The following is a 15,303-nucleotide window of genomic DNA, read 5'->3' as shown; positions in this document are numbered from 1 at the left end:
ATTTATTTTATCCGAATTCATGTCCTGGTATCTCATTATTAACATAAGTCTTGCCTTCTAATGGTTTGAAGCCAGATATCTTCATGTCTGTTACAACAGGATATGCATTATGATAATTGGGAAAGGTAAAGTTAAGAGTATAATCATGTCCATAAAAAGTAGCTTTTGTTCCATCTCCTGTAAAAACTGCTGTATTTCTAAGGGAAATAACCTTTTTGTCTTTTTTCCCATCTACCATATTTACTTCATAAACAGTAAAATCAAAAGAAGTATTAGTTATATTAGAAATTACAACCTCACAATAATTTTTTAAGATATTATCTCCGAAACGCCTATCATCAAAATAAGTGCCGTTATACAATTTAACTTTACTATTTACTTTGGTTATTTTTTGAGAGACATTATTTTTATCTTTTACTGCTTGTTTATTTGGATTTATTTTAGTAGACTGTGTAGAATTTGTATTATTTAAATCTGTTTCTTTTTTTTCATCAACACTATTTTTCTCATTAGTAGCTTGTTTTGGATTATTAATATTTTTTGAACCATCTTCTAAAGTTTGGGTTTCATTAGTAGGTTGTATAGAGTTATTTGCTTTTTTATCACTATTACAACCAACTAAGGTGAAAATCAAACTTAAACATAATATCAAAACTAAATTCTTTTTCACAATTCAAACTCCTCTAATTTAAAAATTAATAACTATAATAATATTATAATAAAATCATCGTAAGCGTGAAATAAATCTTACATATTTTTCTTGTTTTGTTTGAAATATTTTACTACTTTTGGTGGTTGTTATTTTATCAAGTGATTCTTAGGTTCAGATGGAGTTTGCTTATAAGGATGACTTTCTCCATCTGAACCTTAGAAGAACTTATCCAGGCGCATAGCAGTGCTTATCCCACAGTTAAGCAGAGAGCATAAATCTATGATTTAGTGCGAATCGCTTACTCCTTCGACAATAGGAGAAGGAGTTTCATACAAAGAATGGGGGTGTTAGCAATGGTAGCGATCAGATAAACATGAAGCTAGGAATTTAAATAGAGGTATTGTCTAAAGAAAACTTCGTAAAGATTATAATTATGGTAAAATGTAGTTAATTGCGTTCATATAGAAATATATATGAGGAGTTGATTAATAGAATGGGCGAAAGTAAAGAATTTTATCAAATAGGAGAAGTATCTAAAATATGCAATATTCCAATAAAAACACTGCGATACTATGATGAAATAGAATTATTAATCCCAAGAAGAATTGATCCAGACAGTAATTATAGATATTATTCAAATGATCAATTGACTTTGGTGCTTGTAATCAAGCATTTTAAAGAAGCAGGTTTTTCATTAAAGCAAATAAAAGTGCTTTTAGGAAGAGAAGACTTAGAATATAACACAAGAAAAATTAATGAAAAATGTATAGAGATTGATAATAAAATCCACGATTTAAAAATGCTAAAAGAAAAATTGCAGTTTTGCATTAAAGAAAGTAAGAAGGAAAAGAAAAAACGTAAGGACTTTAAAATTGAGATAAAAGAAATACCTGTGTCTTATGTTGCTTACCTCAGAAGCAAAGGACCTTTCACTACTGAAGAATTTACAGTTAGGTACTGTAAGCTGATCTCATTAGTTGAAAAAAATAATTTTCATATTACAAAGAATGCTATGGCAATATATTATGATGACTGTATCGATTTTGAAGAAAAAGAAAAGGAAGACTATGATATTGAAGTTTGTATAGCTGTATCTGAAGAAAGAGAAATAGATGGTTTAGTTAGAAAATTTGGAGGATTTAAAGCTGTTACTGCTATCCATTATGGAAGTTATGATAATATGATAGATACTTATAGAAAGATGTATAAATACATTTATGAAAATGGATATGAAATTTGTGGTGAGCCTATAGATAATTATCTTGTAGACATAATAAATACAGCAGATGAAGAAAATTATGTTACTGAATTGATAATTCCAGTAAAATAAGTATTGACTCTCCAGTTACTGGATGCATTATTCTTTCAATTATGAAGTTTGAAAGAGGTGTATATCAGTGAGCGAAAAGAGTATAAAAATTAGTGAAAACTATATTGAAAATGAAAAATTAAGCAAGCTTATTATGAAGTTTTCAATTCCTTGCGTGCTTGCAATGGTGGTCAATGCTCTTTACAGTATTGTTGACCAGATTTTTATTGGTCAAGGGGTAGGCTATATCGGTAATGCAGCTACGAATATAACTTTTCCTCTTGTAGTTTTAGCATTAGGTTTTTCACTACTTTTAGGAGATGGAGCGGCTGCTTTCTATAGTATAAAATTAGGAGAGAAAAATAAAGAAGAGGGTGCTAAAGCAATAGGTAATGCAATTATTTTGATGGTGCTTTTAGGTTTGATATTTTTAATAGTTGGATATATTTTTATGGAGAAATTACTATGGAGCTTTGGAGCTACAAGCACTAACATTTCTATAGCACTGGATTATATGAGAATAATTTTAATAGGATTTCCTTTTATGATTTTAGCAGCAGGTTTAAATTCAATAATACGTGCAGATGGTAGTCCAGAATATTCAATGTTAGCTATGATACTTGGAGCAATTATAAATATTGTTTTGAATCCTATATTCATATTTCATTTTGCTATGGGTGTTAAAGGTTCTGCTATAGCAACAATAATAGGACAAATTTTATCCTGTACAATTTCTCTAATGTATATTAAGAAGTTTAAAAATATAAAGTTTAAAAGAGAATATTTGAAGCTTGATGTAAAGATAAGTAAGACAATAATGCTTTTTGGAGTATCTAGTTTAATTACGCAATTAGCGGTAACAGTAATAATAATAGTAAGCAATAATATGCTTAAGGATTATGGAGCACAATCAATTTATGGCAGTGATATTCCCATATCAGCAATTGGTATTGTGATGAAAGTGAATGAACTTTTATTAGGAGTTGTAATAGGTATAGCTATAGGTGGCCAGCCAATACTTGGATACAATTACGGTGCTAAAAACTTCACACGTGTGAAAGATACCTATTTTATGCTTATAAAAATATCGACCGTTGTATCAATAATAGGATTTATTATATTTCAGTTTTTTACACAGAACATAATAAATCTATTTGGTCAAAATGATGTACTGTATAATGAATTTGCATTAAAATCCTTTAAGATATTTTTGGGACTTTGTATGTTCATAGGTTTTGAACTTACAACATGTGTTTTCTTTCAGGCTATAGGTAAGCCTGCAAAAGCAATGATACTTACATTATGTAAGCAGACCTTTTTTATAGTTCCGCTTATGATAATTTTACCTAAGTTTCTGGGAGTTTTAGGAGTTCTGTATGCAGGACCATGTGCAGAAATATTATCAGTTATAGTGACTGTTATTCTTATTACATCAGAACTTAGGAAATATTCAAAGCTGGAGGTGTAAAATGAGTACTAAGCTTAGAGAACTTATAATAAATGAAAGTATTAATCAAGAATTTGAAGATAATATGATTATTATAAAAGGTGCGAAGCATCATAATCTTAAAAATATTTCTTTGAAACTGCCAAAGAATAAACTCATTGTATTTACTGGGGTTAGTGGAAGCGGTAAATCTACTTTAGTATTCGATATAATACATGCTGAAGCACAACGCAGATTTATTAAAGGTTTATCAACCTTTGCAAAAAAAAGCATGGAAAAAATTGAAAAGCCAAAGGTTGAATATATTTCAGGATTAAATCCATCACTTGCAATAGAACAAAAAAGTGTAAGCAACAACCCTCGTTCTACAGTTGGCACCTTAACAGAAATTTCTGATTACCTGCGTCTGCTTTATTCTAGAATTGGGATTAGAACCTGTGAAAATTGTAAAACAGAAATAAAAACATTGCTCTATAAAAATAGTAAAAGTGAATGTCCAAACTGTCACACCTTTATTAAACCTCTCATGTCAGCGCATTTTAGTTTCAATACTCCACATGGAATGTGTCCACATTGTAAGGGATTAGGAGTTACGCAGGAAGTAGATTTAAAGCTTTTAATTGGTGATGAAAGTTTAAGTATTTTAGATGGTGCTATTAATTGGTTTGGAAATCTTAGAGAAAATAATAAAACTACATGGCCAACAGGACCTTTAGATGTTGTATTTAGTTATTATAATTTAGATATTGAAACACCATGGAGAGATTTACCTAAGAGTTTTCAAGATGTAATATTGTATGGTTCAGGAGAAGAAAAGTTAGAGTATCCATCTATAATGGGAGGTAAAACTACACTTAAACCGGTTAAAGGAATTGTTACGGAATTAACCAGACTTTATTATGAAACAGATTCTGAGATAACAAGAAAAAAGTATGCACAATTTATGAGTTTCAATACTTGTAGTGTCTGCAAGGGTACAAAACTATCAAAAGAAGCAAGTAATGTTAGGATAGGAAAAAGAACAATATCAGAGGTTTCTAATATGTCTGTAAGAGAAGCTTTAAACTTTATTAAAAATGTATATGAACATGCTGAGGATTTTGTATTCAAGATGTCAGAAGAAATAATTTTAGAAATATATAAAAGATTATCTTTTTTAAATGATGTTGGTCTTCATTATTTATCATTAAATAGAAGTGCCCCGACTTTATCTGGAGGTGAAGGCCAGAGGGTAAGGCTGGCTACTCAGCTTTGTAGTGAAATTACAGGTATAACTTATGTTTTAGATGAGCCATCAACAGGACTGCACCCACGTGACTTAAAAAAATTAGTAAGTACATTGCTAAAGTTAAGAGATAAGGGAAATACAGTAATTGTTGTAGAGCATGATGAAGAAATAATGAAGCATGCAGATTATATTGTGGATATAGGCCCTTATGCAGGAATTTTAGGTGGGGAAATAATAGCACAGGGGAATCTAGATACTATTCAAAATAATAATAATTCACTAACAGGAAAATATTTGAGCAAAACTTTAAGAGTAAATGATATTATGTATAATAATTTAGAAAGTAATAAATTTCTTACAATAAAAGGTGTATGCTTAAATAATTTAAGAAGCGTTACAGCAAACTTTCGATTAAATACATTAAATGTTGTGACTGGAGTTAGCGGTAGTGGAAAGAGTAGTTTAATAAGCAGAACTTTAGAACCACTCTTAGAAAATTTATTAAATAAAGCGGATAATAAAGTAGAACATTATAGTGAAATTTTAGGATATGAAGATCTAGATAAGGTGATAAATGTTTCACAGGAGCCTATAGGAAGAACTCCAAGATCTAATCCAGCTACGTATATAGGAGTATTTGATAAAATACGAAAAACATTTGCAGATACTGAGTATGCTAAAGAACATGATATGAGCTTTGATTATTTCAGCTTTAACTCAGCAAAAGGAAGATGCCCTTGTTGTGAAGGTCAAGGTCAGATAAAAATAGAAATGCACTTTTTGCCAGATGTATGGATAGAGTGTGATGAATGTAGAGGTAAGAGATTTAAAGAAGAAGTGCTTAAAAATGAAATCAATGGAAAGAACATTGCAGAGGTGCTGGATATGGATGCTAATGAGGCATCAGAATTCTTTAAAGATTATAAAGATATACATTTAATGCTTGAAGTTTTAAAAGAAGTAGGCCTTGGATATATTAAGCTTGGACAAAGTGCTACAACCTTAAGCGGAGGAGAAGCTCAAAGAGTAAAACTCGCAAAAGAACTTAGCAGAAAAACTAAAGGGAAAACTGTATATATCTTTGACGAGCCTACAAATGGGCTGCATTTTCATGATGTAAAACAGCTGCTTGCTATTTTTGATAAACTTCTTAAAGCAGGACATACTCTTATAGTTATAGAACACAATTTGGATGTCATAAAAACAGCAGGATGGATAGTAGATATGGGTCCAGAAGGTGGAAAAGATGGCGGCAAAGTTATTGTAGAAGGAACTTTAGAAGAAGTTATTAACTCAAGGGAAAGTTTTACTGGAAGAGCTATTAAGCAAATGGAAAATTAGTATAAGTGATTAATTAAGACTCTTATTTCAATGGAAATACTTTCTATAATATTGCTAAATTTAGTTTTAAAAATTAAAAAAGAAAATACATTAATTTAAATAATTTCTTAAGATATCGTATTATTCAGAAATGGATTTTATGATATCTTTGTTTTGTAGTTGATTTACAGAGGCAGCTTACAGCATTGTATTAAATTATTATGAAAATAAGGTTAGTTATAGATATTATAAAAAATTTAATTTTAAGCTAAAATTAATGAACCATTTAGTAGATATATCCATCTAATTAGTGTAAAGCAAAAAAGTAGCGCTACAGTTTGCAAAGAAAGGTAGGAAGTCAATTGAATAAAGATGAATTTGTAGATAAAGTTCTTGAGGTTGAATCTACTTTATATCATATATCTAAATCAATTTTGATGCATGATGAAGATTGTGAGGATGCAGTTCAGGCTGCAATTTTAAAAGCTTATAACAAATTAGATACACTAAAGAAAGTACAATATTTTAAAACATGGTTAGTCAGGATACTCATAAATGAATGCTATAGTTTAAAACGTAAAGAATATCCACAGGTATCTTATGAAGAATACTTTGAGTTTGTCAAAGCTGATGATCAAAAGGATTATAGCGAATTATACTTGGCTATTCAAAAATTGCCAGAGCGTATTCGTATTACAATTGTTCTTTATTATGTAGAGGGATATTCAGTAGAAGAAATTAAACAGATTTTGGGAATACCTTCGGGAACTGTAAAAAGTAGATTAGCAAAAGGACGAAAATTATTAAAAATAAAGTTAGAGGATATGGAGGTAGTTTATGAATAAATATGATTGGAATAATGCCTTTCCAGATACACCTGAAAGTTTTAAAAATAGGGTAAATTCAACATTAAGCAGCTTACCAGATAAAAAGGAGAAGGATAAAATGGAAAATGTAAAAATATATAAAAAAGGATCTACGAAGAAAAAATTTATTATTGCATTAGTAGCTACTATGGTAATAGGAACAACTGCATTTGCTGCAGGAAAAATAACTTCTATAACTTCAAGTTCAAGTAGCATACCAACATATACTACTATACCTACAGCAGAAGAAGTAAAGAAGGATTATAAATTTAATCCTAAGCTAGTTAATAAATTTGATAATGGCTACACTTTTGTAAATGGATGTGTTGTAGATAACAAAGGAACTGATGATAAAGGTAATTTTGCAGGAAAAACAAAATCACTTGATTTTACTTATACAAAAGGAAATGATAAATTAAGTCTTTATATAGAAAATGGAAGGTTAGGTGAAAGATCAAAGAGAGAGACTGTTATTGCTAATTATAATGGTATAGATTTATATTATTGTTCATATGCTAACAAGACTGAGCCAGCAAATTATAAAATGACAGAACAAGATAAAAAGGATAAGTTATCTGGTAAATATGTATTTAGTTATGGATCTGATTCTGACAAGGAAAAAATATCTCAAGTTCAATGTTTAAATTGGATGCAAGATGGAATTAACTATTCTTTCTTAGGAGGTGATTCTAATATATCAAAAGATGAATTAGTTAAAATGGCACAGCAGGTTATAAATACCAAATAAAAATGGTAGTGCATATAGATTTAAAGCTTTTTAAAATAGAATAAAATTCCTAGAAGATTGCTTGTTTCTTACTAGGAGAGACAATATTCAGTGAAAGTCTATTTTATATATTTTTGAGAGTAGTCAGATTTTCTATATAAAGCAGTAGCCATAATGACTTTTAATGTCATTATGGCTTTCTTTGCTTAAAATTACCCAATACATATAACGTCTAATTGATTACGATCTACTAATCTTTTATATTAGAAGCACCTATTAATACAAACTCAACAATTACTGCGTTTATTAAAGATGAACCTATTTGCATTTTGGCAACGGAGGAACACTGGATTGCTGCAAAAGCGGATGTAACAATAGTTGTTAGCAAATTCGCTGCGCTCATTAGAACCATTAGCAAAACAAATTGTTAACAATTTGTTTTGCTAATGGCTTATAATCTTACTAAAGCGACCGTCACCATTTAGTAATGATTACTATGTCTATTTCAACACTGTTTAATAACAAAATAAAAGAGCCTAAAAATGAAGTACACCTCCAAATGTTATATGTGTCTAGCATTTGGAGGCACTTCGAAATAGACGCTTTATTTTTCTCTCTTATTTCGAGGTAACATTCACATCTCCAGAAGATGCTTCAATTTCTATTGAATTTTTATCACTTCCTACAGTTCCTATGAGTAAATTATCTCTTTTAGATTTTTCCTGTATAGTAATAGGAAAACTACAATTTATGTCTCCAGAGGTAGTTTTTGAGTTTAGTTTAAACTGAGCATCTTTAGGTAAGTTTAAAGTTATATCACCAGAGGTACTGGAGAGTTTCACATTATTATTAAACTCAGAATAAGTAATCAATACTTTACCAGAGGAAGTTTTTTGATTAATATTGCCTTTAAAAGCATTAATCTTCATATCACCAGAGGTAGAACTTAATGAAGTATCCTTTGAGTTTATAGTATCTCCATTTATTCTGCCTGAGCTTGATGATATGTCTAGGCTGTCACTGGTTAAATTTTTAAAAGCTATATCACCAGAGGTAGACTTTATTAAAGCTTTTTTTGAAGTGATTTTTTCACCATTTATAACACCTGAGCTTGAGTTTACAGTTAAATCTTCAGCAGTTAAATCCTTTAAATTTGCATCACCGGAAGTAATATGAAGCTTAAAATTACTTAGCTTTAAAGCTGACAGTGCAGTAACTTTACCAGAAGATGAATTTATTTCAATATTGGAGTTATACGAAGAAGGTATAGTTATATCTAAATTTAAATTTCCAGAAATATTCACAAAGCCAAAATGACTTTCTGAAAGAGATTTTATAATTAATTTATTACCTTCTACTTTAGCTTCAAGATTAGGCTTAAAGGTAGATGTTATATTGCCATAAAGGTGCGCTTTAATTTCATCTGTATTCTCTACTTTTACATTTATATCTGGAAAACTGTTTTCAACATATATTTCTTTTATATTATTTACTTTGTTGGCCTTTTCTTCATTTACAGAATAAGATTGCGAATTTTTGGGGTTCATACCCATAGAAGCCATATGAATGCCACCAGCAGCAATAGTGATTATAGTCGCAGCAGAGAAACTTGCAATCATAGTAATTACAAGTATAACAATTATTTTTTTTATATTATAATTAAACATTTTAATCCTCCTATTTTCTTACCACTTGAATATTCCATTTTAAATACCTAGCAGTTAGCTTATAAAATTGCCTTGTTAAATAGCAATTGCCAATAAAAAATAATAAACCAAGACAGGTTACACCTATTCCTAAAAATATGCCAGCCACAGGGGGTATACCAACAACCATATTAGTATTTATAAAGGGCATAAGCATAATTCCAAAGATGCTGAAGAAGCCAGCTACTACCATAGCAAAAGATGCAGCATACAAGGAAACTAAAACTCCAATTAAAGCTATAAATGGACCAAGTACTACTATTAAATTGAAAAAGCTTAAGGTTATTGCCGCAAAAACTGCTTTCCATACATTTTTACTAGTAGAGTTTTCCACTGCCCTTTCAACGGTAGCGGAAGCAGTATAAGATTTTACTATAATCCTAGGATCTCCAAGTTGTGATGATATTTCTTCTTCAGTTTTTCCATTTTGAAAACCTATTTGAAAATGTTCCTCATAATCATATAGAATATCGTTCTTTTCATCTTCAGGTATATTTCCAAGGGATTCCTTCAATGTTTGTATGAATTCATTTTTAGTCACTGTAAAGCCTCCTTATAATTAATCCTTTAATTCTATAGATAAATTTTTTATATTGCTTTTGGTTACAATTTTATTTACTCCACTTACAAAATGCATCCATTCACTAATAAGTTCCGAACCTTTTTTTGTGCCAAGTTCTGTAAGACTATAATATTTTCGAGGGGGGCCATCTGAAGATTCTTGAAGATATGTATCCACATATCCATCAGCTTTTAATCTCCTTAGCAAAGGGTATATTGTACCCTCAGAAATATCTATATGTTTTGATATCTCATCAACTAGTTCATAACCATAACAATCCTTCTGGAAAAGCTCTGCTAAAACACATAGCTCTAAAACACCTTTTTTAAATTGAACATTCATATGAAAAATCCTCTCTGTTATGTTTTGATTTGGTAATTATATTATACTGAACGGTACTGAATATTGCAAGGTACTAAATAATGTTTTGTATAATTTTCTATAAAGACTCGTTAAAGATGGATTTAGCAAAGTATAATAATTATGGAGAAATAAGGAATATGAATTTTGATTAAGTTTTAATAAGGAGATATAATAGAAGAGATATACCAATCGGTTAAAGGAGATAAGTGGGAAGGTTTTTCATATGCTGAATGGGTTAATGATAAGTCTGTTTAGTTGGAAAAGAATGGATATATTAGTGCAAGAACTTTATTTGATAGTAGCTTAAAATAGTTCGCCTTCATCAAAGCAGAATTAAGAGATTCTTTTGAATTTGCTTAGTTCTGCATTAATGAAATTGATATATAATTATTCATTTAATCCCAACTTTTCAGCAACACTAAACCATGGTGAGTCCGAATTAAAGAGTTTGCGAAGTTCAATCAAATCTGGACCAAAGCTAGCTTCAAGAATACTACGATGTTTATTAAGCATTTCCATGATATACAGGTCATGTATGATAACTTCCGTGATTGGCATAACTAATGCCGGATGAGCTGTCCATGCTGCACGGCTGTCATTACCTAGGGATACAATTCCTGCAACTACTTCTTTATTATCAATGCTCATGATAATCCAGCGTCCTCCGTACTCAAAGGTTATCTGATCACTAGAATCATGTGAATAAACCTTGGCAAAATCAAAAGACAGATCTCCATAAGATACGATAATTATTTCAATTCCCCTCATTGATGCTGCTTCCAAATCATCCTTTAATTCATTTGCATCCTTTGCCCATATTTCAATCAGAACGCGGCTGGTTGCTTTTTTTATAACCTCTTTAACGCGATTTATGATTGCTTCATGTCCTGTAATATTCCAAATATTTTCCCTATACTGCGCAGTAAAAGTGTACCGGTCTAGAGCTTTTTCTGCGTTGTCAAAAGCTGTTTCAGCTTTACGTTTTCTTTTAGCAATTAATTCTTTAGGTGGCAGGGGTGTGTAGAGAGCAGGTGTTTCAAGACTTACAAAAATTTCTCCACGTTCAGTTAGTTCTGCTAAAACTTGATAAATTTTAGACCTTGGAACACCGGAGTTTAAGGCAATTGCATATCCTGAAAGAGGTGATTCCTCAAGTAAAGCCAGGTATGCTTTTGCCTCATATTCTGTAAAGTTTAACTCTTGTAGAGTCTTTAATATATCAAGTTTCATAATAAAATATCCTCCCCAAAAAAGCTGTCATTTAAAAATAAGTATATCATTAAATTCTTGACAAAAACAATATGAAAACCTATTCTATAAATAGAGGCTACAAAGGTAGCGACTAAATATAGATAAATATTTGGCGAAGAAGCAGCATCTAAAAATGAAAAGTAGCAATAGTTTTCATAATTATATTAGAGAAGGGAAGAATATAAAATGGCTAAAATTAAAAAAACAATGGACGGAAATGAAGCAGCAGCTTATGTCTCCTACGCATTTACTGAGGTAGCAACAATTTATCCGATTACACCTTCCTCACCTATGGCAGAACATGTAGATGAATGGGCTGCTAATGGTAAAAAGAATCTATTTGGACAAAAGGTTAGTTTAGTAGAAATGCAGGCAGAAGCTGGTGCTGCAGGAGCAATGCACGGTACGCTAGAAGCTGGTGCACTTGCTACTAGTTATACAGCATCTCAAGGATTAATGCTAATGATACCAACTATGTATAGAATGTCAGGACAATTACAACCAGGTGTTTTACATGTAAGTGCTAGAACTGTTGGAACACATGCATTTTCTATTTTTGGAGATCACTCAGATGTTATGGCATGCAGACAAACAGGATTTGCTATGCTAAATACTGCAGATGTTCAAGAAGTTATGGATTTAGCGGGTGTAGCACACTTGGCTGCTATTGAGGGACATGTTCCATTTTTACATTTCTTTGATGGATTTAGAACTTCACATGAAATTCAAAAAATTGATGTAATGGATTATGAAGATTTAGGAAAATTACTAAATCATGAGGAATTAAATAAATTCAGAAAGAACTCATTGAATCCAGAAAGACCAGTACAAAGAAGTACTGTACAAAATCCAGATGTATTTTTCCAAGCAAGAGAAGCATGTAATCCATATTATGATAGATTACCGGAAATTGTTGAAAAGTATATGGGTGAGATTAATAAAATTACAGGAAGAGACTATCATTTATTTAATTACTACGGAGCAGAAGATGCAGAATATGTAATCGTTGCAATGGGATCTGTAAGCGGAGTTGCAAAAGAAGTAGTTGATCATTTAAATGCTAATGGACAAAAAACTGGTTATTTACATGTTCATTTATATAGACCATTTTCTATTGAGCACTTCTTAAAACAATTGCCAAATACAGTAAAGAAAATAACAGTTCTTGACAGAACAAAAGAACCTGGTTCAGCAGGAGAACCTTTATACTTAGATGTATGTGCAGCATTTATAAATGAAAAGAATAAGCCTCTTATATATACAGGTCGTTATGGATTGTCATCAAAGGATGTTACTCCAGAACAAATAATTGCTGTTTATGAAAATATGAAATCATCTGATACTAAAAATCATTTTACTGTTGGTATTGAAGATGATGTAACTTTCCATTCATTAAAGCTTGGAGAGAGCATTGATTTATGTGATGAAGGAACAATAAGCTGTAAGTTCTGGGGACTTGGTTCTGATGGAACTGTTGGTGCAAATAAAAACTCTATTAAAATTATAGGCGACCATACAGATATGTATGTACAAGCATACTTTGAATATGATACTAAAAAATCAGGAGGAATTACAAAATCACATTTACGTTTTGGAAAAAATTCAATCCGTGGAAGTTACCTTGTAAAAAGAGCTGATTTTATTGCGTGTCATAAAACTTCTTATATAAATCAATATGATATAGTAAATGAACTTAAACCAAATGGTGTTTTCTTACTTAACTGCGGCTGGAATGAACAGGAAGTAGAAAATAACCTACCAAATCATGTAAAACGTTACTTGGCACAAAACAATATTAAGTTCTATGTAATTGATGCAACTGGTATTGGAAAAGAATTAGGACTTGGAAGCCGTACTAATACTATTTTACAGGCTGCATTCTTCAGATTGGCAAACATTATTCCAGCAGAGGAAGCATCCGAATACATGAAAAATGCAATCTTAAAATCCTATGGACATAAAGGTGATAAGATTGTAAATATGAATTATGCTGCAGTTGATCGTGGAAATGAAAGCATTAAACAAATTACAGTTAGTGCAGAGTGGGCAAACTTAAAAGATGAGCAAGCATATGTGGATGAAAAATTACCAGAGTATGTTCGTAATGTAATGAATCCTATTAATGCACAAAAGGGAGACGAACTTCCAGTTAGCACCTTTGCAGCTGCTGCAGATGGTACTGTAGCTCTAGGTTCAAGTAAGTATGAAAAAAGAGGAGTTGCTATTGATGTACCTACTTGGGATATGACAAAATGTATTCAATGTAATCAATGTTCCTATGTATGTCCTCATGCTGCAATACGTCCATTCTTATTAAATGAAGAAGAGAAAAACAATGCACCTGAAAACTATAAAATGGTACAAGCAAAAGGTAAAGATCTTGAGAAGTATCAATTTAGTATACAGGTGGATCCATTAGATTGCTTAGGATGCGGAAGCTGTGTTCAGGCATGTCCTGCTAAAGAAAAAGCATTAGCAATGAGTCCATTGGAAAGTCAAGTAAAAGAGATGGAAAATTGGGAATATGCTATGACATTAAGCAAAAAAGAAAATCCAATGAATAAGTTTACTGTAAAAGGAAGCCAATTTGAACAGCCATTACTTGAATTCTCAGGAGCATGTGCAGGATGTGGAGAAACTCCATATGCAAAATTAATGACTCAGTTGTTTGGAGATAGAATGTACTTTGCTAATGCAACAGGTTGTACACAAGCTTGGGGAGCAGCATGTCCATCTGTACCATATACAACTAATCATGAAGGTCATGGACCAGCTTGGTCAAACTCATTATTTGAAAATAATGCAGAGTTTTCACTAGGTATGTGTTTAGCTGTAAAGCAACAAAGAGAAAGAGTTACTTCTAAGGTAGAAGAGTTATTAAAATTAGCAGAAAATACAATTAGCAAAGATACTAAGGAAGCTTTAGAAGGTTGGCTTGCAAATAAAGACGACAGTGACAAAACTAGATATGTAAGCACAAAATTAATAAAAGCATTGGAAAACACTAAATTAGAAGGAGAGAGCCAGGAACTTTTAGAGTTTATATTAGGCAATAAAGAACATTTAGTTAAAAAATCCATGTGGATGTATGGTGGTGACGGCTGGGCATATGACATTGGATATGGCGGATTAGACCATGTATTGGCATCTGGTGAAAATGTAAATGTTCTAGTAGTTGATACAGAAGTTTATTCTAATACTGGTGGACAATCATCTAAAGCAACACCTTTAGGTGCAGTAGCTCAATTTGCAGCTTCTGGTAAGAAAACAGTTAAAAAAGATTTAGGCATGCTTGCTATGACTTATGGATACATTTATGTGGCACAGGTAGCTATGGGAGCAAATCAAACACAATTGATAAAAGCTCTAGAAGAAGCAGAAAGCTATCCAGGACCATCTCTAGTAATTGCTTATGCACCATGTATTAATCACGGAATTAAAAAGGGAATGGCATATGCACAGCTAGAAGCAAAAGAAGCTGTAGAGTCAGGATATTGGCACTTATATAGATATAACCCACTACTTAAAAAGGAAGGTAAAAACCCATTCATTTTAGATTCTAAGGAACCTTCTAAATCATATAAAGACTTTACTATGGGAGAAGTAAGATATTCATCTTTATTAAGAGCTTTCCCTGAAATTGCTGATCAATTATTCGAAGAGGCTGAAGAAGCAGCAAAACAAAAATACATCCAATATAAGGCTATGTCAGAATAAAAAATTAAAATTTTAGAAGTCTGTGTTGACTTTAACACAGGCTTCTTTTTTAGTGCGTATTGTCCGAGCCTATTTCAGTATCTATAAAGAAAATTAATATTTTAAATGAAATATAGTATAATATTTGCTAGAATGTAAAGGGAGCGTAGTGGGGA

Annotated in this window: 12 protein-coding genes; 6 read left to right on the top strand and 6 right to left on the bottom strand. The window is 31.3% G+C overall.

Annotated elements, in window-relative coordinates:
- Nucleotides 1-7: 7 nt before the first annotated feature.
- Nucleotides 8-670 carry a hypothetical protein gene (locus tag ACZ5N4_RS18250; RefSeq protein ID WP_464203935.1) on the bottom strand — a complete coding sequence of 221 codons (663 nt, stop codon included), beginning with the start codon at nt 668-670 and terminating at the stop codon, nt 8-10.
- Between the two features lie 475 nt (nt 671-1,145).
- On the opposite strand from ACZ5N4_RS18250, the gene ACZ5N4_RS18245 reads away from it, so the two are divergent.
- From ACZ5N4_RS18245 to ACZ5N4_RS18225, 5 genes are all read left to right on the top strand, one after another.
- The gene (locus ACZ5N4_RS18245; protein WP_464203934.1) at nt 1,146-1,982 is read left to right on the top strand and encodes a MerR family transcriptional regulator; all 837 of its coding nucleotides are present in this window, start codon (nt 1,146-1,148) and stop codon (nt 1,980-1,982) included.
- 67 nt (nt 1,983-2,049) lie between these two features.
- Complete coding sequence (locus ACZ5N4_RS18240) at nt 2,050-3,429, top strand: MATE family efflux transporter (protein ID WP_464203932.1); 1,380 nt, start codon at nt 2,050-2,052, stop codon at nt 3,427-3,429.
- A 1-nt stretch (nt 3,430) separates the two neighbouring features.
- Nucleotides 3,431-5,977: an excinuclease ABC subunit UvrA gene (gene uvrA / locus ACZ5N4_RS18235; protein WP_464203931.1), complete on the top strand. Its 2,547-nt coding sequence runs from the start codon at nt 3,431-3,433 to the stop codon at nt 5,975-5,977.
- Between the two features lie 341 nt (nt 5,978-6,318).
- Complete coding sequence (locus ACZ5N4_RS18230) at nt 6,319-6,801, top strand: RNA polymerase sigma factor (protein ID WP_464203930.1); 483 nt, start codon at nt 6,319-6,321, stop codon at nt 6,799-6,801.
- Complete coding sequence (locus ACZ5N4_RS18225) at nt 6,794-7,570, top strand: hypothetical protein (protein WP_464203929.1); 777 nt, start codon at nt 6,794-6,796, stop codon at nt 7,568-7,570. Before ACZ5N4_RS18230 ends, ACZ5N4_RS18225 begins: the two co-directional genes overlap by 8 nt.
- Nucleotides 7,571-7,799: 229 nt before the next feature.
- Here ACZ5N4_RS18225 and ACZ5N4_RS18220 read toward each other — a convergent pair whose 3' ends face one another.
- From ACZ5N4_RS18220 to ACZ5N4_RS18200, 5 genes are all read right to left on the bottom strand, one after another.
- Nucleotides 7,800-7,952, bottom strand: a complete 153-nt coding sequence (locus ACZ5N4_RS18220; protein ID WP_464203927.1) for a hypothetical protein — start codon at nt 7,950-7,952, stop codon at nt 7,800-7,802.
- Between the two features lie 214 nt (nt 7,953-8,166).
- On the bottom strand, nt 8,167-9,216 hold the full coding sequence (locus tag ACZ5N4_RS18215) for a DUF4097 family beta strand repeat-containing protein (RefSeq protein WP_464203926.1): 1,050 nt from the start codon (nt 9,214-9,216) through the stop codon (nt 8,167-8,169).
- A gap of 10 nt (nt 9,217-9,226) precedes the next feature.
- The gene (locus ACZ5N4_RS18210; protein ID WP_464203925.1) at nt 9,227-9,796 is read right to left on the bottom strand and encodes an HAAS signaling domain-containing protein; all 570 of its coding nucleotides are present in this window, start codon (nt 9,794-9,796) and stop codon (nt 9,227-9,229) included.
- Between the two features lie 18 nt (nt 9,797-9,814).
- A complete protein-coding gene (locus ACZ5N4_RS18205) occupies nt 9,815-10,159 on the bottom strand; it encodes a PadR family transcriptional regulator (RefSeq protein ID WP_464203924.1) in 345 nt (114 codons plus the stop codon).
- Nucleotides 10,160-10,567: 408 nt separating this feature from the next.
- Nucleotides 10,568-11,410 (bottom strand): TrmB family transcriptional regulator, encoded by an 843-nt coding sequence (locus ACZ5N4_RS18200; RefSeq protein ID WP_464203923.1) that lies wholly within the window; start codon nt 11,408-11,410, stop codon nt 10,568-10,570.
- A 207-nt stretch (nt 11,411-11,617) separates the two neighbouring features.
- Here ACZ5N4_RS18200 and nifJ point away from each other — a divergent pair, with 207 nt between their 5' ends.
- Entirely contained in the window at nt 11,618-15,148 is a 3,531-nt protein-coding gene (gene nifJ, locus ACZ5N4_RS18195) for a pyruvate:ferredoxin (flavodoxin) oxidoreductase (RefSeq protein WP_464203922.1), read from the top strand.
- Nucleotides 15,149-15,303: the final 155 nt, after the last annotated feature.

It is taken from the genome of Clostridium nitrophenolicum (assembly GCF_055391695.1).
The sequence above is the reverse complement of the archived record's forward strand: the minus strand, read 5'-3'. Positions and strand labels throughout refer to the sequence as shown.

Coding starts and splice junctions, on each gene's coding strand:
- ACZ5N4_RS18245 (WP_464203934.1), top strand. CDS start 1,146: ATGGGCGAAAGTAAAGAATTTTATCAAATAGGAGAAGTATCTAAAATA.
- uvrA (WP_464203931.1), top strand. CDS start 3,431: ATGAGTACTAAGCTTAGAGAACTTATAATAAATGAAAGTATTAATCAA.
- ACZ5N4_RS18225 (WP_464203929.1), top strand. CDS start 6,794: ATGAATAAATATGATTGGAATAATGCCTTTCCAGATACACCTGAAAGT.
- ACZ5N4_RS18220 (WP_464203927.1), bottom strand. CDS start 7,952: ATGAGCGCAGCGAATTTGCTAACAACTATTGTTACATCCGCTTTTGCA.
- ACZ5N4_RS18215 (WP_464203926.1), bottom strand. CDS start 9,216: ATGTTTAATTATAATATAAAAAAAATAATTGTTATACTTGTAATTACT.
- ACZ5N4_RS18205 (WP_464203924.1), bottom strand. CDS start 10,159: ATGAATGTTCAATTTAAAAAAGGTGTTTTAGAGCTATGTGTTTTAGCA.
- ACZ5N4_RS18200 (WP_464203923.1), bottom strand. CDS start 11,410: ATGAAACTTGATATATTAAAGACTCTACAAGAGTTAAACTTTACAGAA.
- nifJ (WP_464203922.1), top strand. CDS start 11,618: ATGGCTAAAATTAAAAAAACAATGGACGGAAATGAAGCAGCAGCTTAT.